This is a genomic window from Streptomyces sp. NPDC026062 (assembly GCF_055568375.1).
In genome coordinates, this window is the sequence record NZ_JBVHOQ010000001.1 from 65,560 (window position 1) to 88,130 (window position 22,571).

The following is a 22,571-nucleotide window of genomic DNA, read 5'->3' on the forward strand; positions in this document are numbered from 1 at the left end:
GGGTGGGCCGGGGATGCCGGCGGCGGGCTTGCTCCCCGTCCCTTCCCGTCCCGCCCCTTCCGCTGACCAGGGCCGAGCGCCGGCCCGCTCCTCGAACGCCGAAGGCGCTGGACGGGGCGGGAGGGGGCCGGTGGGGCCGGGCGGGTCAGATTTCCGTCAGGCGGCCCGCCGACACCTCGACGCGGCGCGTCGTGCGGACCGCCTCCAGCATCCGGCGGTCGTGCGTGACCAGCAGCAGCGTCCCCGTGTAGGAGTCGAGCGCGGACTCCAGCTGTTCGATCGCGGGCAGGTCCAGGTGGTTCGTGGGCTCGTCCAGCACCAGGAGGTTGACACCGCGGCCCTGGAGGAGTGCGAGCGCCGACCGGGTCCGTTCGCCCGGGGAGAGCGTGGTCGCGGGGCGCATCACATGGTCGGCGCGCAGGCCGAACTTGGCGAGCAGCGTGCGCACCTCCGCCGGCTCCGTGTCGGGTACGGCCGCGCAGAACGCCTCCAGGAGGGATTCCGAGCCATGGAACAGCTTCCGCGCCTGGTCGACCTCGCCCACGACCACACCGGAGCCCAGGCTCGCGTGTCCCGAGTCCAGCGGGAGGCGGCCGAGCAGGGCTGCGAGCAGTGTCGACTTGCCGGCTCCGTTGGCGCCGGTGATGGCGACCCGGTCCGCCCAGTCGATCTGGAGCGAGGCCGGGCCGAACACGAAGTCACCGAGCACCACCCGGGCCTCGCGCAGGGTGGCGACGACCGAGCCGGAGCGGGGGGCGGAGGCGATCTCCATCCGCAGCTCCCACTCCTTGCGGGGCTCGTCCACCACATCGAGACGTTCGATCATGCGCTGGGTCTGGCGGGCCTTCGCGGCCTGCTTCTCGCTCGACTCGCTGCGGAACTTGCGGGCCATCTTGTCCGAGTCGGTGGCCTTGCGACGGGCGTTCCTGACGCCCTTGTCCATCCAGGAGCGCTGCATCAGGGCCCGGCCTTCGAGTGCCGAGCGCTTGTCCGCGTACTCCTCGAACTCTTCGCGGGCGTGCCGGCGGGCCCGCTCGCGCTCCTCCAGGTAGGCCGCGTAGCCGCCGCCGTACAGGTTGATCTGCTGCTGGGCCAGGTCGAGTTCAAGGACCTTGGTGACCGTGCGCATCAGGAACTCGCGGTCGTGGCTGATGACGACGGTGCCGGCACGCAGCCCGGAGACGTACCGCTCCAGCCGTTCCAGACCGTCCAGGTCGAGGTCGTTGGTGGGCTCGTCGAGCAGGAAGACGTCGTAGCGCGAAAGCAGCAGCGAGGCGAGCCCCGCGCGGGCGGCCTGGCCGCCGGAGAGCGCCGTCATCGGCAGGTCGAGGCCGACCGTGAGGCCGAGTTCGGCCGCGATCTCCTCGGCCCGCTCGTCCAGGTCGGCACCGCCGAGGGCGAGCCAGCGCTCCAGCGACTCCGAGTACGCGTCGTCGGAGCCGGGCGCCCCGTCGACAAGGGCCTGCGTGGCGGCGTCCATGGCGGCCTGGGCGTCGGCGACGCCCGTGCGGCGGGCCAGGAACTCGCGCACGGTCTCGCCGGGGCGGCGCTCCGGTTCCTGCGGCAGATGGCCGACCGTGGCGGTGGGCGGGGAGAGCCGCAGCTCGCCCTCCTCCGGCTGGTCGAGACCGGCGAGCAGCCGGAGCAGCGACGATTTACCGGCGCCGTTGACTCCGACGAGACCGATCACGTCACCGGGCGCGACCACGAGGTCGAGCTCGGCGAAGAGAGTGCGGTCGCCGTGTCCGGCGGCGAGGTCCTTGGCGACGAGAGTGGCAGTCATCAGGGTGCCGATCCTAATCGGCCGCCGGACCCCCTGGACGGCCAGGCCGGTCCGGCAGGCGCGGGGGCCCGGACCGGCTCGGCTCCGAGGGAGGTCCGGCCGGGCTTCGAGGGGACGGCCGGCACGGTGGGGCCGGATCTGAGATCGGCCGCCCAGGGAGCGGGCGATCCCGGTTGTTCCCGTCCGGCCGGCCCGCTGTGAGCGCCCTGTGGCGGTGGTATTCCGTTAGCGTCCGGCCATGAGCGAAGAGAGCGCGGACAGAAGCGGAGGGGCGGCAGTGCCGGATGTGATCGTGGTGGGTGGTGGGGTCAGCGGCCTCACCACGGCGATGGTGCTCGCGGACCGCGGCCACCGGGTGCGGGTCTGGTCATCGGCACCGACCGACGCGACGACATCGGCGGTCGCGGGGGCCCTGTGGTGGCCGTACCGGATCGAGCCGCTGGCCCGGGTGGGCGAGTGGTCGCTGGCCACGCTGCGGTGGTACGAGGAGCTGGCAGCCCGGCCGAAGGAGACCGGTGTACGGCTGGTCGCGGGCGTGCACCGGGGCGAACGGCTCGCCGCGCTCGGGCCGTGGGCGGGGCAGCTCGACGATGTCGTGGAGACCGCCGAGGGGCTGCGGTGCCGTCTGCCGCTGATCGACATGCCCGTCCACCTGGAGTGGCTGGTGGGCCGGGTCAGGGCGGCCGGGGGCTCGGTGGAGCGGCGGACCGTCACCTCGTTCGACGAGGCGGCGGAGGAGGCGTCCACGGTGGTCAACTGCACGGGGCTCGGCGCACGGGAGCTGGTGCCGGACACCGGGGTGCGGCCGGTGCGGGGCCAGTTGGTCCTGGTCGAGAATCCGGGGATCGAGGAGTGGTTCACCGAGGCGGACCCGGCATCGAGCGAGACGACGTACTTCTTCCCGCAGCCGGGCCGGCTGGTGCTCGGCGGCACGGCCGGGGCCGACGACTGGGATACGGTCCCCGATCCCCGGACCGCGCGGGAGATCGTGGCCCGGTGCGCCCGGGTCCGCCCCGAGATCGCCCGGGCGCGGATCATCGGGCACCGCGTGGGGCTGCGTCCGGCCCGGGACGAAGGGGTGCGGATCGAGGCCGGTCAGCTGCCCGGCGGCGGGCGCCTGGTGCACAACTACGGTCACGGGGGCGCGGGCGTGACGGTGGCCATGGGGTGCGCGCAGGCGGCGGCCCGGCTGGTCGGCTGAGCAACCGCCCGCCGATGACCACGGGGTACCCCCGGGTGGCGGCCCGGCCGGTCGGCCGAGCCACCGCCCGCCGTGCGGGACGCGCGTCATTCGCCGCCGGGTGCCGAACCGCCGGGCCCGTCGTGGCGCTCGGTGGTGATCTGGCTCTCGCCGGGGCCGATCCGGATCTCGAAGTCGCCGTCGTACTTGGCGTGGCCCTCGATGACCGCGGACTCCACGGCTTCCACGCCGAACTCCCGGCGCACGATCAGCGGGTCCTGTCGCAGGTCGCGCATCAGGGCCACGCACATGCCGATCATCACGAGGGTGAAGGGCGCCGCCACCAGGATGGTCAGGTTCTGCAGCCCGGCGAGCGCATCGCCCTTGCCGTTCCCGATGAGCAGCATGATCGCCGCCACGGCGCCCGTCACGACACCCCAGAAGACGACCACCCACTTGGCGGGTTCGAGGATGCCCTTCTGGGAGAGGGTGCCCATCACGATGGAGGCGGCGTCCGCGCCGGAGACGAAGAAGATGCCTACCAGGATCATCACCAGCAGGCTCATCACGGTGGGGATCGGGAACTCCTGGAGCACGCCGAAGAGCTGGGCCTCCGGAGTGTCCGCCCCGGTCAGCCGGCCGGCCTTCTGGAGTTCGATCGCGGTTCCGCCGAAGATCGCGAACCAGATCAGGCTGACGGTACTGGGCACGAGGATGACTCCGCCGATGAACTGACGAATGGTCCGGCCCCGGCTGATCCGCGCGATGAACATCCCCACGAAGGGCGTCCAGGAGATCCACCACGCCCAGTAGAAGACCGTCCAGCTCCCCAGCCACGTGGCCACCTCGCCCTCGCCGGTCGCCTCGGTGCGTGCGATGAGCTGTGGCAGATCACCGAGGTAGGCGCCGATCGAGGTGGGCAGCAGGTCGAGCACGATGATCGTGGGGCCCGCGATGAACACGAAGACGGCGAGGATCAGGGCAAGCACCATGTTGATGTTGGACAGCCACTGGATGCCCTTCTCCACACCGGAGATCGCCGAGGCCACGAAGGCGACGGTGAGCACGGCGATGATCAGGACGAGCAGTCCGGTACCGGTCTTCTCCTTCCAGTTCAGCTCGTGGAATCCGCTGCCGATCTGGAGGGCGCCGAGGCCCAGCGAGGCGGCCGAGCCGAAGAGCGTGGCGAAGATGGCGAGGATGTCGATCAGCCGGCCGAAACCGCCGTGGGCGTGATGGGCGCCGATGAGCGGCTCGAAGACCGCGCTGATCGTCTGCCGCCTGCGGCGCCGGAAGGTGCTGTACGCGATGGCCAGCCCGACCACCGCGTAGATCGCCCAGGGATGAAGCGTCCAGTGGAAGAGGGTGGTGGCCATCGCCGTCTGCATCGCCTCGGCGGCGTCGGCGGGGCGGGTGCCGGGCGGCGGGGAGGTGAAGTGTGCCAGGGGCTCGCTGACCCCGTAGAACATCAGGCCGATACCCATGCCGGCGCTGAACATCATCGCGACCCAGGACACCGTCCTGAACTCGGGCTCCTCACCCTCCTGGCCGAGAGAGATCTTTCCGTACCGGCTGATGGCGAGCCAGAGGGCGAAGACCACGAACCCGGTAGCGGCCAGCATGAAGGCCCAACCACCGTTGTGGATGAGCCCGTTGAGGAGCGTACTGGAGACGTCCTCCAGCGAGTCGGTGGCAGTGGCCCCCCAGACCACGAAGGCGAGGGTGAGGACGGCGGTGACGCCGAACACGACCCGGTCGGTCGTGGGGTGCCGGCCCAGGGCCGGGTCGCCGGGCAGATCCGCCGTCACCGACAGATCCCCCCTGCCGCCTGTTCTCTGATCGTCCTGCGACACGAATGACACCTTTCGCGGAAGCCGAGAATTCGCTCTCCGTAGGCAGTACCACACACAGAGCGCACCCCCCGGGATCAACAAGCAGTATCGTCTTGACCGTTTATGAGCCGATTTGCCGCACAGTGGTCCAGGAGGAGCGGGACCAGCTTCGGGGCGGGCTGCCGGTGGTCCCGGCCGCGCGCGGCCGGGCGGACGCGGCCGGCGGACGCGGCCGGGCGGCCGGGTGCTCGGATTCGTCGGTGACCCGGCCGTCGGCTGACAGGCGGTCGGGGCGAGGACGCCGATCCTGACGCGGTGGCGGCGACGGTGACAGCCGGGCCCGCCGCCGGGGCCGTCCGCCGGACGGGCGCTCCGCACACGTGCCGGTACGGCCGCGATCCACCCCGCACCTCGTCCGCGCGACAGACCCCCGCGGGTCCGGCGTCCGGCGCGTCGACGGGACCCATGAAGCGCCCGGACGCGGGCCGGCGGTGACAGCCTCTAGGCTGTCGAGGTTCGCGCTGAGCGGCCGGGCCCGGCCGCTCGATGCCTCATCCCGTGCCCGCGAGGAGCGTCTCTTGCCCGGTCCGACCCCCGATGCCCCTCATGAAGCGCGCCCCACGCTGGAGGCTGTGGCGGCTCTGGCCGGAGTCTCCCGCGCGACCGCCTCCCGGGTCGTGAACGGCGGCGCAGGAGTGCGACAACCACTCGTGGACCAGGTCCGCAAGGCAGTCGATGAGCTCGGCTACATACCGAACCACGCCGCGCGGACCCTGGTGACCCGGCGCAACGGCGCGGTCGCCGTGATCATCGACGAGCCCGAGGCGCGGATCTTCTCCGACCCCTTCTTCTCCCAGCACATCCGCGGCATAAGCCGTGAACTCAGCGTGTACGACGCCCAGCTGGTCCTGCTGCTGGTGGAGGGCAGCGGGGACTTCGAGCGGGTCACCCGCTATCTGGCCGGCGGCCATGTGGACGGAGTACTCGCCTTCTCCCTGCACACCGACGACGAACTTCCCTCGGTCGTACGGAGGTTCCGGCTACCGGTCGTCTACGGCGGTCGGCCGGGACGGCCGGGCGCGGCCTCCGAACTCGCGGTCCCGTTCGTGGACTGCGACAACCGGGGCGGCGCCCGTGAGGCCGTACGCCACCTGGCCTCGCTCGGCCGCAGGAACATCGCGCACATCGCGGGGCCGCACGACCAGACATCGGCGCTCGACCGGATCGACGGCTACACCGACGTGCTGCCCGACGGGGATCCGGCCCTGGTCGCGGACGGCGACTTCACCGCCGAGGGCGGCGCACGGGCAATGGCGCAGCTGCTGGAGCGGCGGCCGGACCTGGACGCTGTCTTCGCCGCCAACGATCTGATGGCCTCCGGCGCCCTGCGGGTGCTGCGCGAACATGGGCGCCGGGTACCGCAGGACGTGGCGCTGGTGGGGTTCGACGACATGGAATCGGTCGCCGATGCCACCGATCCCCCTCTGACGACGATCCGTCAGGATGTGGTGGGCATGGGGAGGTTGATGGTCAGGCTCCTGATGGAACGGCTCGACGAGGGGACCACCGGCGCCGATTCGGTGATCACACCGACCGAGCTGGTCCGACGCGCCTCGGCGTGACATCGCCGGCCGAACCGATCCGACACGCCCCGGCGTGACGACCCCGGCGGAACCGATCCGATACGCCTGCGCGTGCCGACGCCGCAGGTGCGCCCCGGCCTGGCTTCCACCGCCAGGTGGCCGGAGAGCGGTCAGCGGATCCCGTGCCGCAGCGCTTCCCGGTGGGCCGCCCGTGCGCGCCGGGCCCTCGGCAGATACCGCAGCCGTTCCGGCAGTACCGGCACGACCACCCGTACGACGGCACAGAACCGCCGCAGTCTGCGTTCCTGCGCGTCCGTCCACTCCAGACCGATCGCCTCACGCGCGTCCGGCGGCATGAGCCCCACGGTGAGGAAGCCCCGGAAGCGGGCCAACGGCGGCAGCAGTACCGGCCACAGGGCCCTCAGCAGCAGCCGGAGAAGCAGGGGCCCCCGGTCCGGGGGCGGTACGGGAGCGTCGATGGCGACGAGTTCGCCGACGACGGCGGTCCGCTCGATCTCCTCGGCGAGCACGCGGTGGTAGTAGGGCCAGAACTCCTCGATCGTCTGCGGCATGTCCCGGTCGTGGATGCCGAGCACCCGGCCCACCTGGAGCCACTCCCGGTACAGCGCCCGCTCCTGCTCCCGGCTGAGCGGACGGAGCAGATAGCGGGTCCCGTGCCGGTACACGGGGAAGCCGGTGGCGTGCACCCACGCGTAGTTCGCCGGTGACAGTGCGTGGTACGGGCGGCCCCGGGTGTCCGTTCCCTGGATGGCGCGGTGCAGCCGACGGAGCCTGCGCCCCTCCTCCGCGGCCTCCTCGCCGCCGTACACCCAGAGTTGGAGGGAGCTCAGGGAACGCTCCCCGCGCCCCCACGGGTCCGTACGGAAGACGGAGTACTCGTCGACACCTGCGCCGACGGCGGGGTGGGCGACCTGGAGCGTAAGCGCGGCCGGCAGCATCAGCACGGCCCGGATGTCGCCCGACAGACTCCACAGCACCCCGCCGGGCGGCGGCGGCACCGGATCGGCCCCTCTGGCCCGTTCGCTGTTCATACGGCGCTCCCGACGGTTCCCGGGCGCGTGGCTCGGCGCCCGGCCCCTGCGTGATCCAGTATGCGAGCGCTCGGGGAGTGATGCGCACCGGCCCCCGGAGCATCACACCACGCGCCCGTCGCGGGGCCGGACCCCAGTCGGCCGGCCCATGGTGTTGACGAGACTCGTGAAACAAGTCGATAGTATTTGTAACTTTGACTCCCTGGCCAGACGGTCCCTCACATTCCTTTCACCACAGGTGAGTTGATCAGTAGCTCAGCGACATCGCAGAAGAGTGGTCCCACGGGAAGTCGGAAAACGGACAGGAGAGCACACCATGGGCCGATACAGCCGCCTGCACGAGATACGCCGGATGGATCCGGCGCGCGACTACGCCGAGATCCTTCGGCTGATCTCCCAGTACGAGTTCCCCTGGGACTACCGTCAGGGGGTAAGTGTCGCCTTCCTCCGGGACTACGGTGTCCCCCGGATCTCGACCCTCCTCGACCGGACCCAGGAGTTCGAACGGGCCGGGCAGAAGCGGTACGACGACACGGTGCTCATCGGGTACGAGATGGCCGCCGACGGCTTCGACTCGGAACGCGGGCGCGCGGCCGCACGTCATCTCAACCGCATCCACGGCAAGTACACGATCCCCAACGAGGACTTCCGCTACGTCCTGGCGACCACGGTGGTGGGGCCGAAGCGCTGGATCGACCGGTTCGGCTGGCGCCCCCTGTGCGCCCAGGAGGTGCAGGCGCTGGTGGAGGTCGGCCGCAAGATGGCGTCGGTCATGGGGATCGCGGATGTGCCCGACACGTACGAGGGGTTCGAGCAGCTGCTCGACTCGTACGAGGAGCGGATGTTCGCGTACGACCCGGCCAACCGACGGGTCGCGAACGCCTCCTTCCGCGTCATGGCCGGCTGGTATCCGCGTCCGTTACGGCCCCTCGTGGCCAGATTCTCGCTCGCCCTGCTCGACGAGCCGCTGCTCAGGGCGCTGGGCTTCCGGCCGCAACCGCAGTGGGCGCAGACATCGGCGGCGGCGGCCCTGCGGCTGCGCGCGCGGTGCGTGCGCCGGCTGCCGGCCCGTCCGCGCCGCTTCCCCTCGCGACCGCAGCCGCGTTCGTACCCCTTCGGCTGGCGGCTCGACGACCTCGGGCCGCACTGGGCCCGCAACCGCCCCCTGGAACCGCTGCCCGACGAGACGGAGGGCCCCGCGGACGGCGCTACCCCGCGGCCAGCAGCGGCACCAGACAACGGCGGGCGAACTCCCGCACCTGGGCGTCGTCGTCGAGCTCGAAACAGCTGACGGGGTTGAGCAGGAAGGAGACGGTGATCCGCACCATGAGTTCGGCGACCGGGACCGGATCGGTCGCCGGCCGGCCCTCGGCGAGCCGGGCCTCACGCAGCCGTTCGGCCAGATACTCACGGATGGCGAGGAAGGCGGGTCCGCTGTCCAGGGTGAGGAAGGGGAGCATGGTCTCGGGCTCCAGCCGCAGCAGGCCGCCGATGAGCGGATGCTCGCGGATGTGCCGCAGTACCGCGGTGAACCCCTCGACAAGACGGTCCTCCGTCGTCGGCAGCGCGGCCACCGCACCGTCCACCTCCGTGACGAACCGGCGGTACTCGCGCAGCAGACAGGCGGAGACGAGGCTGTCCTTGTTGCCGATCCGCCGGTACACGGTCACCCGGGAGACCCCGGCGCGCCTGGCGACGTCGTCGACGGTGGAGCGGCGCAGCCCGAAGGTCATGAACTGCTCACGCGCGGCGTCCAGGATCTGCTCACTGAGCGCGTCGGTGGGCACGCTCTCACCCAGCGCCAGGGCCAGCGGTGACTCGTCGGTGCTCCGTGCCGTCATGGATCCTCCCCTGTTCCGCGACTTCCGCCCCCACCATAGGAGCCGATACGGAGTGACGTATCCCGTACTCCTGTCACGCACGGGCGGGGCGCCCACCGGAGTCCAGTGGGCGCCCCGCCGCTGCCGCTGTGCCGGGTGCGGTTACTCGCAGGTGCCGGCGAACGTTCCGCGGGTCACCACGTCGGTGGCCGCGGCGGTCGTGTCCAGCCAGGCGATGCGCTGTCCGTCACCGAGGGACGGGGCCAGCTGGGCGCCGGAGGAGCAGGAGACGCGGCTGAACAGGTCGAGCCCCGCGAGCACGTCGGCGGTCTTGGAGACCTTCACCTTGCCGGGCCCGCTCCAGGAGCCGAGGGCGCCCCACAGGTCGTAGGTGGAGTAGGCGAAGTACTCATCGTTGACGGAGAACTGGGCCATGTAGGTGCCCGACGGGTGGGCCAGCTTCGCCGCCTTGGACAGGTCGTCGAGCGGCGCCGACATGAACTTGGTGCCTGGGATCAGGAAGCCGCCGGTCTCACGCCAGAACACCCGCTCCGAGGTGATCTGGATGTCGGAGACGTAGTCGAAGAGGAAGCCGATGATGCGCTTGGTCTGGGTGGTGCCCGTGGCGATGTCGTAGACGTACACATAGGTGCCGTCGCCGCCGGCCCAGGCGATCCGGCCGTGCTTCATCGCGAGCCTGGCGGCCTTGGTGCCGGCCTCCGGGGTCACGTTGACCGTCGTGCCGTCCGCCTTCCGGAGCATCACGTCCTGCTCGCCGTCGGCCGTGGTGCTGATGTAGGCGAGCGCGCCGTTGTCGGTCACCGGCTCGGTCTCGTCCGCGTCCGGGCTGTCGACGAGCTTCTTGATCGCGCCCTGGCCCTTGGCCCCGGTCCGGTAGATGCCGATGCCGTCGGCCGCGATACGGGTGAAGACGATGCGGTCGTCGTCGAGCGACGGGTCGAGCAGATAGGCGTCCTTCTGGGCCAGTTCGTGCGTGGGCTTCTTGCCGAAGCTGCCCACGGTGATCCCGAAGGCGGCGCTGCCCTGGTCCCAGGCGATGGCGGAGCCGTGGCTGATCGCGTAGACGTCGCCATTGATCTGGGCGGCCTGCTCGTCGATCCCGCTGTAGACCTCGTAGGCGGGCAGGACGTCGGCACCGATGGTGGTGCCGTCGTGCGTGCCGCTCTTGTGCTCCCAGCCCTGCTCGATGCCGTGGCCGTCGAAGGCCTCGGCGATCACGGCGAGGTCCGCCTTCGAGACGTGGAGGGACTTGGCGGCGAGGGTCACCGCGTTGCGCATGTCGGTGAACCCGGAGAGCGGGGTGAGGTAGTTCTGCGCGGACCTGTAGACGATCTGGTCGGCGAGCTTGCTGTCGAGGTTCTTGCGCATGTCCCACAGCGCGCCGCCGACGATGGTGGAGTTGTAGTGCACCCCGCCGTTGTCGATGTCGAGCGTGATCGGCTGGTAGTCCTTCTGCGCGCTGCGCCCGTCGTTCAGGTCGCGCAGGGCGCAGTCCTCCAGCGGCTTGGTGCCGTTGCAGAGGTACTCACCGATGAGGCCGGACGTCGGGTCGCTCATCGCGATGCCCTTGTCGGCGGTCTCCATGGCGTTGCCGAAGTAGTCGGATATCGCCTCGTTGAGCGCGCCCGACTGGTTGAGATAGACCAGCCCGGCGGAGTGTTCGGTGACCCCGTGCGTCATCTCGTGGCCGACGACGTCCAGACCGACGGAGAGCGGCACCCCGTTCATGTGGCCGTACACCATCTTGGAGCCGTCCCAGAAGGCGTTGGCGTAGTCCTTGCTGTTCGAGGCCACGTTGACGACGGAGTAGATCGTGCCGCCCTTGCCGTCGACTCCGTCACGGCCGATCTCGTTCTTGTAGTACTCGTAGACCTTCGCCGCGTTCAGGTGCGCGTCGACCGCGCCCGACGTGGTGTTCGCGCCGTCGAAGCGGTCGCTCGCCGACGTACCCAGGGGGATGTCCTCGGTGACCGGGCCGCCCGCGACGAGGGTGTAGTTCTTGCGCTGGGCGTCGTAGGTGCGGATCTGGCCGCCGGTCAGCGGGTACATGGCACGCGTCGAGTCGACGAGGGTGTACGAGCCGTCCGTCTCCTTGTTGACGTCCAGCTTCGCCTCGGCGCCGTCCACCCTGACGCCGGTCGCCTCTGCGGGCGACACGTCGGCGGCGTCGATGTTGTTGTACGAGAGCGCGATGCCGCCCACCCGCGCGTCGACGTACACCTCCTGGCGGACCGGCGAACCGTTGGCCTTGCCGCCGGTGACCGTGAAGTGCCAGGCGAGCCGGCCGCCCTCGGCATCGGGGAGTACGGACAGGCCGTGCGCCTCGGTCTTCGCGTCCCGCACGTCGGACAGGCCTCGGTCGAGGCTGAACATCCGCTGCCGCGCGAGGGCTTCGGTCACCTGGGGTGTGGTGGAGACCGTGAGGTCGGTGTAGAGCGTGCCGGTCGCGGAGGTGACCTGCTGCCCGCCGTCGGCCGCCTGCGTCTGTACCGCGTACTCGGCGCCGAAGACCGGGACACCGTCGTGCTTCTGCTGGAAGCGCACCGACGACTGCTTGCCGTCCTTGGTGGTCTTCACGGTCCGCAGATCGGAGACCGGGATCCGGTACGTGTCCTCATGAGCCTTCAGGTGGGCCCTGGCTGCCTCGGCCGGGGTGCCCTGCCGGGGTGCGGCGTCCAGGCCCTGGGTCATCGCGGGGGCGACGCCCACCGGCCCCGGCGCAGGCGCCGGTTCCGTGTCGTCCGCCCAGGCCGGCGCGGCCAGCAGCGCCGCGCCGGTCGCGGCGGCGACCACCCCGGTCGCCAGCATCCTCAGCGCATTCGTTCGTCTCACAGGACCTCCCCATCGCACACCTGCGCCGAGCCGTTGGGGCGGCTCGGCGTTGACGTGCTGATCGTTCGCCATGGGGGGGCACGGGAACAAGGGATGACCCTGGCGTGAACATGCCGTGGCGTAAATACGCCTCAGAGCACGGGCTGCGCGCCCGGACCGTCCACCGGATCGGGCAGCCAACCGGCCCTTGCGGCGTACCAGCCGAGCTGGAACCGTGTGGCCGCGCCCACCTCGTCCATCAGCGTGTGCAGCCGCCGCTGCACGGTGCGGTGGCCCATGCCCAGCTGGCGGGCGATGGCGGCATCGGTCAGGCCGACATGCAGCAGGGCCACGATCTGCCGGTCGACCGCCGCGACCGAGGATTCCACGGCCTCCTCCTCACCGGACAGGCTCAGCCGCCACCCCTTCTCGAAGTGCTCCTCGAACAGCGAGACCAGGGCCGTGAGCAGCCCCGTCCGGTGGACGACGAGTGCCACCGGTTCCGTCTCGCGCTCCGGGTCCAGGGGCAGCAGGGCGATGCGGCGGTCCACGAGGACGAGCTTGATCGGGAGCCGGTCCGTGACGGAGATCTGCTGGCCCTGGGCGACGCAGGACTTCAGCACGGAGGAGGTCTCCGGACTCTCCAGCCATTCGCGTTCGACGACGCTGCGCACGGTCACCCCCCGGCTAGCCATCTCGGCGTCCACCTCTTCGTAGTTGTCCTCGAAGCTGAGCACCGCGGGCACCCGCCTGACCGGCACCAGGGTGCACACCTCGCTCCTGGCCTGTCGCTGCATCGTCAGCAGCCGCCGTCGGATCGCCGCCGGACCCGACAGCAACTCCACCGGTGCGCCGGCCCCGTACATCTGGGCGGAGCGGTGCCGTTCGGAGAGGTCACCGACGAGCGACTCGACCCGGTGCAGTGCGGAGCGCCGGGACTCCAGGAGCGGTCCGAGCGCGAGGACGGGTGAGGCGGCCCGGTAGCGGAAGGCCCCGTCGGTGTCCGGCCGGTCGGCGCTGGCCAGACCTCGCTCGACAAGGGAGTCGAGGGCCCGTGCCGCCTCAGGAGTGCTCAGCAACGCCTCGAAGACGCCCGGCTCGCTGTCCGGCCGGTCCACGAGCAGCCGGTAGACCGCGTCCTCGTCCGGTCCGAGCCCCAGCAGCGTCAGCAGTGACGCGTCCACCGGGTCTCCCGGCCGTATGTCCTCATGCTTCCCGGCCGCCCCGCGCTCCGCCTCGGCACTCGCCACTGGCCCTGCCCCTTCCACCGCCCCGCTGACGGCGGTCAGGCTATCCGGCGGACACCGGCGGCGAGCGCCCGCCCGCCGGCCGCTACGGTGGGCGGCCGGGCAGTGGGCGCACCGTGCTCGCGCAGCGGACCCCTCCGGTTGGACATGTCCGGCTCGGCGCACGGCCGTACGGACCCTACGGGCCGAAGTCGTACACCGTCACCGCGATATCCCGGGCGGTCAGCCGCTTCTCTATCAGCGGCTCGACCCGGGACCACTTCCCGCCCGCGAGCCCGCAGCCGATCCGCGGCATATGGACCGAGGCGCCCAGTTCGGCCGCCTTCCCGGCCACCGCGTCCAGTGCCGTATCGATCGCCTCGTAACGCACCGGGACGCCCTTGCTCCCCGTGCGCATCCCTCGCTGGCCGACCGCGTTCGCCACCCACACGTACGGGCTCACCTGCACGAACTGCACGGCGCCCAGGCCGAAGTCATTGCCCGCGCGCTCGCGGTGCCAGCGGCGGTAGGCCGCCTCCGGCTCCGGCCACCGGCGCGAGAGGGCCAGGACGAAGCCCTTGCCCCAGCCTCCGAGGTCGTTGCAGACATGGACGATCAGCTTGACGCCCTTGCCGTCCGGTGAGGTCGCGTCCCCTTGCACGTATCTGATCCCCGACATGGCGTCAGGCTACGGCCCGTCACTGACATCGACGTGCGCGGCAGGCTCCGGCCGCCCTGGCCCCCAGCACTTTCACATCAATGGTGAGACAGCAATACTGATCCACCGGGGTGGCGCACCTGTCAGCGTTCCACCCGCAGGGCCGGACACGAGGAGCAGATATGGCGACCGGGGCCGTGGAGCCGACGCTCACCGTCGACGAACTGGCGGCACGCGCCGGGGTGACCGTGCGCACGGTGCGCTTCTACAGCACCCGCGGACTGCTGCCGCCCCCGGTCATCGGGCCGCGCAGGGTCGGGCACTACGGACCCGCGCACCTCTCCCGGCTGGCGCTCATCGAGGAGCTCCAGCACCAGGGCATGACCCTCGCCGCGATCGAACGCTATCTCAAACAGCTGCCGCCCGATCTGAGCGCCCACGATCTTGCCATCCACCGTGCGCTCGTGGCCTCCTGGGTTCCCGATTCGGCGGAGGACGCGACCCGCCAGGAGCTGGAGCGGCGTGCGGGACGGCCGCTGGCCCAGCAGGACATCGACCGGCTGGCCGCGATGGGGGTGCTGGAGCGGTCCGAGCGGGGGGACGGTGTGTACCGGCTGGATCCGGGGCTGCTGCGGCTCGGCGTGGAGCTGCTCGACGTACCCATCGCGCACGAGACGATTCTCGCCGCCCGCACGGTCCTGCTGGAGCACACCCGCTCCGCCGCTCACGAGCTGAGCCGGCTGTTCCGGGACGAGGTGTGGGGTCCGTACCGGGAACGGGAGTCGGATCCGGAGCACCTCAAAGCGATGAAGTCGCTGTCCGCGCACATGCAGCCGCTCGTGCTGCAGGCGCTGATGACCGCCTTCCAGCGTTCGCTCAAGGAGGAGCTGCGGGCCGCCTTCGCGGCGGAGTAGCGGCCCGGCAGGACGCACCCGGACGCGTGTGTGGCCTGTCGGGCGGGTACGGCCGGTCCGGACCAGGGACCGGACCGGCGGTCCGCACCGGTGGGTGCGGACCGCCGGTGGGTGCGGACCGTCGCGGCGGTTTCAGTCGTGGAAGGTCTCGCCCTTCCCGGCCTTCTCGACGAGCAGAGCGGGGGGCAGGAACCGGTCGCCGTAGCGCTCGGCGAGTTCCCTGGCGCGGGCCACGAAGCCGGGCAGGCCGCCCTCGTAACCGTTGATGTACTGGAGCACGCCGCCGGTCCACGGCGGGAAGCCGATGCCCATGATGGAGCCGATGTTGGCGTCGGCAACGGTGATCAGGACGTTCTCCTCCAGGCAGCGGACGCTGTCCAGCGCCTCGGAGAAGAGCATCCGCTCCTGCATGTCGGCGAACGGCATGTCCGTTCCCGGCTTCGTGAAGTGCTCACGTAGTCCGGGCCAGAGGCGGGTGCGCCTGCCGTTCTCGTCGTACTCGTAGAACCCCGCGCCGCCGCTGCGTCCGGGGCGTCCGAACTCGTCGACCATCCGGTCGACGACCGAGTCCGCGGGGTGGCTGGGCCAGGTGCCGCCCGCCTCCTCGACCGCCCGCTTCGTCTCGTTGCGGATCTTGCGGGGCAGGGTGAGCGTCAGCTCGTCCATCAGGGAGAGCACCTTGGCCGGGTAGCCCGCCTGGGCGGCGGCCTGCTCGACGGACGCGGGCTCGACACCCTCGCCGACCATCGCGACGCCCTCGTTGATGAACTGGGCGATGACACGCGAGGTGAAGAAGCCACGTGAGTCGTTGACGACGATCGGCGTCTTCTTGATGCGGCGGACCAGGTCGAAGGCGCGGGCCAGGGCCTCGTCGCCGGTCTTCTCGCCCTTGATGATCTCGACCAGCGGCATCTTGTCGACGGGCGAGAAGAAGTGCAGCCCGATGAAGTCGACGGGCCGCGAAACCCCTTCGGCCAGCGCCGTGATGGGCAGGGTGGAGGTGTTGGAGCAGAGCAGGGCGTCCGGCTCGATGACGTCCTGGATCTCCTGGAACACCTTGTGCTTGAGCGCGGGGTCCTCGAACACGGCCTCGATGACGGCGTCGCAGCCCGCGAGGTCCGCCGGGTCCGCGGTCGGAGTGATCCGGGCCAGCAGCTCGTCACGCTTCGCCTCGGTCGTACGGCCCCGGGAGAGCGCCTTGTCGAGCAGCTTCTCGCTGTACGCCTTGCCCTTGGCGGCGGCCTCCGCGGAGATGTCCTTGAGGACGACGTCGATGCCGGCCCTGGCACAGGAGTACGCGATACCCGCGCCCATCATCCCGGCGCCGAGGACGGCGACCTTGCGGACCTGGCGCTCCTCGACGTCCTTGGGGCGGCTGGCACCGGAGTTGACGGCCTGGAGGTCGAAGAAGAACGCCTGGATCATGTTCTTGGAGACCTGGCCGGTGACCAGCTCCGTGAAGTAGCGGGCCTCGATGGTGAGCGCGGTCTCGAAGTCGACCTGCGAGCCCTCGACGGCCGCGGCCAGGATGTTGCGCGGCGCGGGCATGGGAGCGCCGGCGAGCTGCTTCTTCAGGTTCGAGGGGAAGGCGGGCAGGTTGGCGGCGAACTTCGGGTGCGAAGGGGTACCGCCGGGGATCTTGTATCCCTTGACGTCCCAGGGCTGCTGGGATTCGGGGTTCGCGTCGATGAAGGCGCGGGCCTTGTCGAGCATCTCCTCCCGGGTGGCGGCGACCTCGTGGACCAGGCCGTTCTCCAGCGCGCGCCGCGGTGTGTACTGGGTGCCCTGGAGCAGCACCTTCAGCAGCGCGTCGGCGATGCCCATGAGGCGTACGGTGCGGGTGACGCCACCACCGGCCGGCAGCAGGCCGAGGGTGACCTCGGGCAGGCCGATGCGGGAGCCGGGGGCGTCGAGGGCGACGCGGTGGTGGGCGGCGAGCGCGATCTCGTAACCGCCGCCGAGGGCCGCACCGTTGATGGCGGCGACGACGGGCTTGCCGAGGGTCTCGATGCGGCGCAGGGACCTCTTGATCGCGGTGCCGGCGTCGAACGCGGCCTGAGCGTTCTCGGGACCGATCCTGATCATGTCCTTGAGGTCGCCGCCCGCGAAGAAGGTCTTCTTGGCGGAGGCGTAGATGATGCCCCGGATGGAGTCCTTCTCGGCCTCGGCCCGGTCGGCGACGGCCTCGATGGAATCCCGGAAGGCCTGGTTCATCGTGTTGGCGGACTGGTTGGGGTCGTCGAGTACGAGGGTGACGACGCCGGTCTCGTCCTGTTCCCAGCGGATGGTCGTGCTCTCGGTCATGTGTCTGTCTTCTCCGTAGGAAGGGGACGGTCAGAGACGCTCGATGACGGTGGCGATGCCCATGCCGCCGCCGACGCACAGGGTGACGAGCCCGTAGCGCTTGTCCTGGCGTTCCAGCTCGTCGATGAGCGTGCCGAGGATCATCGCGCCGGTGGCGCCGAGCGGGTGGCCGAGCGCGATGGCGCCGCCGTTGACGTTGATCTTGTCGAGGGAGAGCCCCATGTCGCGGGCGAAACGCAGGACGACACCGGCGAAGGCCTCGTTGATCTCGACGAGGTCGATGTCGTCGATGGTCAGCCCGGCCTTGGAGAGCGCCTTGCGGGTGGCGGGCGCGGGGCCGGTGAGCATGATGGTGGGCTCGGATCCGGAGACGGCGGCGGAGACGATCCGGGCGCGCGGGGTGAGGCCGTAGCGCTCGCCGGTCTCCTTCGAGCCGATGGCGACGAGGGCGGCGCCGTCGACGATGCCGGAGGAGTTGCCCGCGTGGTGGACGTGGTCGATCTTCTCCACCCAGTGGTACTTCTGGAGCGCCACCGCGTCGAAGCCGCCCATCTCGCCGACCGTGGCGAAGGACGGCTTGAGCGCGGCGAGGGAGTCGGCGGTGGTGCCGGGCCGCATGTGTTCGTCGTGGTCGAGGACGACGAGACCGTTGCGGTCCTTGACGGGGACCACGGAACGCGCGAAGCGGTTGTCCTTCCACGCCTCGGCCGCCCGCTCCTGGGACAGCGCGGCGAACTCGTCGACATCGCGGCGCGAGAAGCCCTCGATGGTCGCGATGAGGTCGGCGCCGACACCCTGCGGCGCGAAGCCGGTCTGGTAGTTCGTCATCGGGTCCATCGCCCAGGCGCCGCCGTCCGAGCCCATCGGGACGCGGGACATCGACTCGACCCCGCCCGCGAGGACGAGGTCCTCCCAGCCGGAACGCACCTTGGCGGCGGCCAGGTTGACGGCCTCCAGGCCGGAGGCACAGAAGCGGTTCTCCTGGACGCCGGCAACGGTGTCGGGGAGACCGGCCGCGATGGCGGCGATGCGCGCGATGTCCGAGCCCTGGTCGCCCAGCGGGCTGACGACGCCGAGGACGATGTCGTCGACGGCGGCGGGGTCCAGGCCCGGGAAGCGGTCGCGGAGTTCGTGGATGAGGCCGACGACGAGATCGATCGGCTTGGTGCCGTGCAGGGCCCCGTTGGCCTTGCCGCGGCCGCGCGGGGTGCGGATCGCGTCGTAGACGAATGCTTCGGTACTCAAGACAGCTGCCTTTCGAGGGTGGTGGCGCAACAGGGGTCCGGTGAACAGGTCGGTCGAGCGGGCGGAGACCCGTGAACGGTCCGGGCAGGCGGGGCGGGCAGGAGCGGGGCGCGGTCGAGCGCGCCGTTCGGACAGGGGTCAGGCGAGCAGTGAGCGGCCGATGATCTCCTTCATGATCTCGGTGGTGCCGCCGTAGATGGTCTGGATGCGGCCGTCGGTGAACGCTCTGGCCACCGGGAACTCCGACATGTAGCCGTATCCGCCGTGCAGTTGGAGGCAGCGGTCGGCGACGCGCTTCTGCAGCTCGGTCGCCCACCACTTCGCCATCGAGGCGTGCACGGCGTCGAGCGTCCCCTCCGAGTGGTCGACGATGCACCGGTCGAGGAAGGTCCGGGTGACCGCGCACTCGGTGGCCATCTCCGCGATCTCGAAACGGATGTGCTGGAGCTTGGAGAGCGGACGCCCGAAGGCCTCGCGCTCCTTGACATACGTGGTGGTGATCTCCAGGAGGTACTCGGCCGCGGCGATCCCGGCGACGGCTATGCCCATCCGCTCCTGGGCGAGGTTCGTCATCAGGTGGATGAAGGCGCCGTCGAGCTCACCGAGGAGGTTCTCCTTGGGGACGCGCACGTCGTTGAAGAACAGTTCGGCGGTGTCCTGGGACTTCTGGCCGATCTTGTCGAGGTTGCGGCCCCGCTCGAAGCCCTCCGTGCCGCGCTCGACGACGATCAGTGAGAGTCCCTTCGCGCCGCCGTCCGGGGTGGTCTTCGCGACGACGACCACCAGGTCGGCGAGGATGCCGTTGGAGATGAACGTCTTCGAGCCGTTGAGCAGCCAGTGATCGCCCCGGTCCTCGGCGGTGGTGCGGATGCCCTGGAGGTCGGAGCCCGCCCCGGGTTCGGTCATCGCGATGGCGGTGATGATCTCGCCGCTGCAGAAACCGGGCAGCCAGCGCCGCTTCTGCTCCTCGGTGGCCAGGCCGGTGAGGTAGGGGCCGATGATGTCGTTGTGCAGCCCGAGCGCGAGACCGGGGGTGCCCGCCCGGGTGAATTCCTCGGCGAGGACGGCGCTGTAGCGGAAGTCGCTGTTCCCGCCGCCCCCGTACTCCTCGGGTACGGCGAGGCCGAGCAGCCCCTGCCGTCCGGCGGCGAGCCAGGCCTCGCGCGCGACGATGCCGTCCTTCTCCCACTGCTCGTAATGCGGGAGGACCTCCTTGTTCAGGAAGGTGCGGACGGTCTCGCGGAACGCGTCGTGCTCTTCGGTGAAGATCTGCCGCTGCATCAGTCGGTCGTGTCCTTCCGGATGGTCCGCAGGGCCGGCACATCCCAGTCCGCGGCGACGGCTTCGGTGTCCGCGCCCGGCTGCGCCGGTCCGCTGTGCACCGAGGCGGGCGTGGCCGAGAACCGGGGCGCGGGCGCGGGCTGGGTGAGTGTGCCGTGCTCGACGAAGGTGGCGCGGGCGGCGAGGTGGGGGTGGCGCGGTGCCTCGCGAAGGGAGAGAACGGGTGCCACGCAGGCGTCCGAGCCTTCGAAGACCTCGGTCCACTCGGCACGGGTACGGGTACGGAACCGGGCGGCGACGACGCCGCGCAGCTCGTCCCAGCGGGCGATATCGCTCCGGTCGGGGGCGCTCTCCCCGATACCGAGGAGCTCGGTGAACTCCGCGTAGAACCGCTTTTCGAGCGGGCCGACCGCCATGTACTCGCCGTCCGAGGTCTCGTACGAGCCGTAGAAGGGGCAGCCGCCGTCCAGCAGGTTGGAACCGCGCCGGTCCTGCCAGCCGCCTGCCTGCAGCATGCCGTGGATCATCATGGTGAGGTGCGCGGTGCCGTCGACGATCGCCGCGTCAACGACCTGTCCGCCACCGCCGGGGGTCCGGGCGTGCTGGAGAGCGGCGAGGACGCCGACGACGAGGTAGAGCGAGCCGCCCGCGTAGTCGCCGAGCAGATTGGCCGGGACGGCGGGCGGCTCCCCCGGCCTGCCGATCATGGAGAGGGCGCCGGTGACGGCGATGTAGGCGATGTCGTGGCCGGCCCGTTCGGCGAGCGGACCGTCCTGGCCCCACCCGGTCATGCGTCCGTAGACGAGCCGTGGATTGCGGGCCAGGCAGACGTCCGGGCCCACGCCCAGGCGCTCGGCGACGCCGGGCCGGTACCCCTCGATCAGGATGTCGGCGCGCTCGGCCAGATCCAGGACCGTCTCCGGGCCGGACGCGTCCTTGAGGTCGACGACGACGGAGCGCTTGTTGCGGTTGGTGAGGTCATGGGCCGGATCGATACCGAGGCCTGGACCTCCGGGCCGGTCGACCCGCACCACGTCGGCGCCCAGATCGGCCAGGAGCATCGCGGCGAACGGACCGGGTCCGATGCCTGCCAGCTCGACCACGCGAACGCCGGCCAGCGGGCCGCGCGGAGCGTGTGAGCCGTTCCCTGTCGTTGCCATCGAGCCCCCAGCGGTGTGACACAACCGATGTAACATCGATGATGCTAAGAACGCGCCGCGCTCCGCACAACCCCTTGCGGCGAGCAAGCGCTTAGTTCTTTTCCCGGGATCCTCCCCCACGAAGCCTTCCCGGCCGGCCGGCGCCACGTCACGAGGCATCCCCGGCCGCACACCCCGTGCCCGGCTCCGCTACCCTCTGCCTGCTACGTCGGCGCCCGCCCCTGTGGAGGCACTTGTGAACAGGCAGAACGGGGCATCACGCCCCTATGACGTGGTCCTCTTCGGTGCCACCGGTTTCGTCGGTGTGCTCACCGCCGAGTACCTGGCGGCACACGCCCCGGAAGGCTGTCGCTGGGCCCTGGCCGGCCGCAACCGCGCCAAGCTGGAACAGCTGCGCAACCGCCTCACCGCACTGCATCCGCACTGCTCGGACCTCCCGCTGCTGCTCGCCGACTCGGACGACGCGGACGCGCTGCGCGCACTCGCCGAGTCCACCCATGTGGTGGCCACGACCGTCGGCCCGTACATCTCGTACGGGGAGAAGCTGGTCGCCGCGTGCGCCGAGGCCGGAACGGACTGCGCCGACCTCTCGGGCGAGCCGGAGTTCGCCGACCGGATGTATCTGGAGCACGACGCCCGGGCCCGCGAGACCGGGGCCCGGATCGTGCACGCCTGCGGTTTCGACTCCGTGCCGCACGATCTGGGTGTGTACTTCACGGTCGGCCAACTGCCCGAGGACGTCCCGCTGCGCATCGACGGATTCGTCCGCTCCAACGCCGTCTTCTCGGGCGGTACGTTCGCCTCCGCCCTCACCGCCATGGGCCGCGGCCCGCAGATGCTGAGCGCCGCCAGGGAACGCCGCCTGCACGAGCCGCGGCTGGTGGCCCGCCGCGCCCGCGCCCCGCTCGGCGGGCCGCGCTTCAGCACGGAGACCGGCACCTGGGCACTTCCGCTGCCGACGCTCGACGCGCGGATCGTGGAGCGCTCGGCCCGCGCGCTCCCCCGCTACGGCCCCGACTTCCGATACCGCCACTACGCCTCGGTCAAGCGTCTGCCGGTGGCCCTCGGGGGCACCGCGGCGCTGGGAGCCCTGCTGGGCGCGGCGCAGGTGCCGGCCGTACGGGACTGGCTGTCGGATCGCTACGCGCCCGGGTCGGGCCCGGACGAGGAGCGCCGTCGGCGGAGCTGGTTCACGGTCCGGTTCGTCGGCGAGGGCGGCGGCCGCCGGGTCTTCACGGAGGTGTCGGGCGGCGATCCGGGCTACGACGAGACGGCGAAGATGCTGGCGGAGTCGGCGCTCTGCCTGGCCATGGACGAACTCCCGCCCACCTCGGGACAGGTCACCACAGCCGTCTCGATGGGTGACGCGCTGCTGGGAAGGCTGCGCGGGGCGGGTCTACGCTTCCGGGTGGCCGCGGTCCGCTGACACACGCCCTGGGGCGGGTTTCGAAAGTCCCGCCTGCTCGGCGACGCCTGGCACGCCCTCCGGGCGGACGGCGCTACTTTCGAAGCACGCCCCAGAAGATCCAGGACGTCAGGGTGTAGAGCATCGCCCCGGCCCAGACGAAGCCGACCGCGCCCCCGATCAGCATGCCCAGCGCCACACGGCGCTGAGCGGGGTGAAGGGGAGCGGTTCGGGCGCTTGAGCGAGATGCGTTCATGTGTCCAGAGTGCCGACCATGATCGCCGGACGCCATCCGT

17 protein-coding genes are annotated in these 22,571 nt (G+C 70.9%); 5 read left to right on the top strand and 12 right to left on the bottom strand.

Features of this window, described 5'->3' with window-relative positions:
* Nucleotides 1–145 precede the first annotated feature (145 nt).
* Nucleotides 146–1,783, bottom strand: a complete 1,638-nt coding sequence (locus ACZ4LX_RS00325; protein ID WP_467635978.1) for an ABC-F family ATP-binding cassette domain-containing protein — start codon at nucleotides 1,781–1,783, stop codon at nucleotides 146–148.
* A 238-nt stretch (nucleotides 1,784–2,021) separates the two neighbouring features.
* Between ACZ4LX_RS00325 and ACZ4LX_RS00330 the strand changes: the two genes are divergently transcribed.
* Entirely contained in the window at nucleotides 2,022–2,984 is a 963-nt protein-coding gene (locus ACZ4LX_RS00330) for an FAD-dependent oxidoreductase (RefSeq protein ID WP_467635981.1), read from the top strand.
* Nucleotides 2,985–3,070: 86 nt separating this feature from the next.
* On the opposite strand, the gene ACZ4LX_RS00335 is transcribed toward ACZ4LX_RS00330, so the two are convergent.
* Nucleotides 3,071–4,816 (bottom strand): BCCT family transporter, encoded by a 1,746-nt coding sequence (locus tag ACZ4LX_RS00335; RefSeq protein WP_467635984.1) that lies wholly within the window; start codon nucleotides 4,814–4,816, stop codon nucleotides 3,071–3,073.
* Between the two features lie 557 nt (nucleotides 4,817–5,373).
* Between ACZ4LX_RS00335 and ACZ4LX_RS00340 the strand changes: the two genes are divergently transcribed.
* Nucleotides 5,374–6,417 (top strand): LacI family DNA-binding transcriptional regulator, encoded by a 1,044-nt coding sequence (locus ACZ4LX_RS00340; RefSeq protein WP_467635987.1) that lies wholly within the window; start codon nucleotides 5,374–5,376, stop codon nucleotides 6,415–6,417.
* 131 nt (nucleotides 6,418–6,548) lie between these two features.
* Here the strand turns inward: ACZ4LX_RS00340 and ACZ4LX_RS00345 are convergent, their stop codons facing one another.
* Nucleotides 6,549–7,430 carry an oxygenase MpaB family protein gene (locus ACZ4LX_RS00345; protein WP_467635991.1) on the bottom strand — a complete coding sequence of 294 codons (882 nt, stop codon included), beginning with the start codon at nucleotides 7,428–7,430 and terminating at the stop codon, nucleotides 6,549–6,551.
* A gap of 316 nt (nucleotides 7,431–7,746) precedes the next feature.
* On the opposite strand from ACZ4LX_RS00345, the gene ACZ4LX_RS00350 reads away from it, so the two are divergent.
* Complete coding sequence (locus tag ACZ4LX_RS00350; protein WP_467635994.1) at nucleotides 7,747–8,721, top strand: oxygenase MpaB family protein; 975 nt, start codon at nucleotides 7,747–7,749, stop codon at nucleotides 8,719–8,721.
* Here ACZ4LX_RS00350 and ACZ4LX_RS00355 read toward each other — a convergent pair.
* From ACZ4LX_RS00355 to ACZ4LX_RS00370, 4 genes are all read right to left on the bottom strand, one after another.
* Nucleotides 8,639–9,271: a TetR/AcrR family transcriptional regulator gene (locus ACZ4LX_RS00355; RefSeq protein WP_467635997.1), complete on the bottom strand. Its 633-nt coding sequence runs from the start codon at nucleotides 9,269–9,271 to the stop codon at nucleotides 8,639–8,641. The genes ACZ4LX_RS00350 and ACZ4LX_RS00355 overlap by 83 nt on opposite strands.
* 141 nt (nucleotides 9,272–9,412) lie before the next feature.
* Nucleotides 9,413–12,103 carry a M4 family metallopeptidase gene (locus ACZ4LX_RS00360; protein ID WP_467636000.1) on the bottom strand — a complete coding sequence of 897 codons (2,691 nt, stop codon included), beginning with the start codon at nucleotides 12,101–12,103 and terminating at the stop codon, nucleotides 9,413–9,415.
* Between the two features lie 131 nt (nucleotides 12,104–12,234).
* Nucleotides 12,235–13,332, bottom strand: coding sequence for a helix-turn-helix transcriptional regulator (locus ACZ4LX_RS00365; protein WP_467636003.1), 1,098 nt, complete (start codon nucleotides 13,330–13,332; stop codon nucleotides 12,235–12,237).
* Nucleotides 13,333–13,507: 175 nt separating this feature from the next.
* Nucleotides 13,508–13,987: a macro domain-containing protein gene (locus ACZ4LX_RS00370; RefSeq protein WP_467636005.1), complete on the bottom strand. Its 480-nt coding sequence runs from the start codon at nucleotides 13,985–13,987 to the stop codon at nucleotides 13,508–13,510.
* A 161-nt stretch (nucleotides 13,988–14,148) separates the two neighbouring features.
* On the opposite strand from ACZ4LX_RS00370, the gene ACZ4LX_RS00375 reads away from it, so the two are divergent.
* On the top strand, nucleotides 14,149–14,880 hold the full coding sequence (locus tag ACZ4LX_RS00375) for a MerR family transcriptional regulator (RefSeq protein ID WP_467636008.1): 732 nt from the start codon (nucleotides 14,149–14,151) through the stop codon (nucleotides 14,878–14,880).
* Nucleotides 14,881–15,012: 132 nt separating this feature from the next.
* Here ACZ4LX_RS00375 and ACZ4LX_RS00380 read toward each other — a convergent pair whose 3' ends face one another.
* The 4 genes from ACZ4LX_RS00380 to ACZ4LX_RS00395 form a co-directional block, all read right to left on the bottom strand.
* Nucleotides 15,013–17,184, bottom strand: a complete 2,172-nt coding sequence (locus ACZ4LX_RS00380) for a 3-hydroxyacyl-CoA dehydrogenase NAD-binding domain-containing protein (RefSeq protein ID WP_467636011.1) — start codon at nucleotides 17,182–17,184, stop codon at nucleotides 15,013–15,015.
* A 30-nt stretch (nucleotides 17,185–17,214) separates the two neighbouring features.
* Nucleotides 17,215–18,429 carry an acetyl-CoA C-acetyltransferase gene (locus ACZ4LX_RS00385; RefSeq protein ID WP_467636015.1) on the bottom strand — a complete coding sequence of 405 codons (1,215 nt, stop codon included), beginning with the start codon at nucleotides 18,427–18,429 and terminating at the stop codon, nucleotides 17,215–17,217.
* A gap of 138 nt (nucleotides 18,430–18,567) precedes the next feature.
* On the bottom strand, nucleotides 18,568–19,710 hold the full coding sequence (locus ACZ4LX_RS00390) for an acyl-CoA dehydrogenase family protein (protein ID WP_467636018.1): 1,143 nt from the start codon (nucleotides 19,708–19,710) through the stop codon (nucleotides 18,568–18,570).
* Complete coding sequence (locus ACZ4LX_RS00395; protein WP_467636021.1) at nucleotides 19,710–20,870, bottom strand: CaiB/BaiF CoA transferase family protein; 1,161 nt, start codon at nucleotides 20,868–20,870, stop codon at nucleotides 19,710–19,712. Before ACZ4LX_RS00395 ends, ACZ4LX_RS00390 begins: the two co-directional genes overlap by 1 nt.
* Nucleotides 20,871–21,105: 235 nt before the next feature.
* Between ACZ4LX_RS00395 and ACZ4LX_RS00400 the strand changes: the two genes are divergently transcribed.
* Complete coding sequence (locus ACZ4LX_RS00400) at nucleotides 21,106–22,296, top strand: saccharopine dehydrogenase family protein (protein WP_467636025.1); 1,191 nt, start codon at nucleotides 21,106–21,108, stop codon at nucleotides 22,294–22,296.
* 73 nt (nucleotides 22,297–22,369) lie between these two features.
* Here the strand turns inward: ACZ4LX_RS00400 and mmpA are convergent, their stop codons facing one another.
* Complete coding sequence (mmpA, locus tag ACZ4LX_RS00405; protein ID WP_467636028.1) at nucleotides 22,370–22,531, bottom strand: morphogenic membrane protein MmpA; 162 nt, start codon at nucleotides 22,529–22,531, stop codon at nucleotides 22,370–22,372.
* Between the last annotated feature and the right edge of the window lie 40 nt (nucleotides 22,532–22,571).

What these genes read in the sequence shown, in the direction of transcription:
- ACZ4LX_RS00325 (WP_467635978.1), bottom strand. Translation starts at nt 1,783, where the DNA reads ATGACTGCCACTCTCGTCGCCAAGGACCTCGCCGCCGGACACGGCGAC.
- ACZ4LX_RS00330 (WP_467635981.1), top strand. Translation starts at nt 2,022, where the DNA reads ATGAGCGAAGAGAGCGCGGACAGAAGCGGAGGGGCGGCAGTGCCGGAT.
- ACZ4LX_RS00345 (WP_467635991.1), bottom strand. Translation starts at nt 7,430, where the DNA reads ATGAACAGCGAACGGGCCAGAGGGGCCGATCCGGTGCCGCCGCCGCCC.
- ACZ4LX_RS00350 (WP_467635994.1), top strand. Translation starts at nt 7,747, where the DNA reads ATGGGCCGATACAGCCGCCTGCACGAGATACGCCGGATGGATCCGGCG.
- ACZ4LX_RS00355 (WP_467635997.1), bottom strand. Translation starts at nt 9,271, where the DNA reads ATGACGGCACGGAGCACCGACGAGTCACCGCTGGCCCTGGCGCTGGGT.
- ACZ4LX_RS00370 (WP_467636005.1), bottom strand. Translation starts at nt 13,987, where the DNA reads ATGTCGGGGATCAGATACGTGCAAGGGGACGCGACCTCACCGGACGGC.
- ACZ4LX_RS00375 (WP_467636008.1), top strand. Translation starts at nt 14,149, where the DNA reads ATGGCGACCGGGGCCGTGGAGCCGACGCTCACCGTCGACGAACTGGCG.
- ACZ4LX_RS00380 (WP_467636011.1), bottom strand. Translation starts at nt 17,184, where the DNA reads ATGACCGAGAGCACGACCATCCGCTGGGAACAGGACGAGACCGGCGTC.
- ACZ4LX_RS00390 (WP_467636018.1), bottom strand. Translation starts at nt 19,710, where the DNA reads ATGCAGCGGCAGATCTTCACCGAAGAGCACGACGCGTTCCGCGAGACC.
- ACZ4LX_RS00395 (WP_467636021.1), bottom strand. Translation starts at nt 20,870, where the DNA reads ATGGCAACGACAGGGAACGGCTCACACGCTCCGCGCGGCCCGCTGGCC.
- mmpA (WP_467636028.1), bottom strand. Translation starts at nt 22,531, where the DNA reads ATGAACGCATCTCGCTCAAGCGCCCGAACCGCTCCCCTTCACCCCGCT.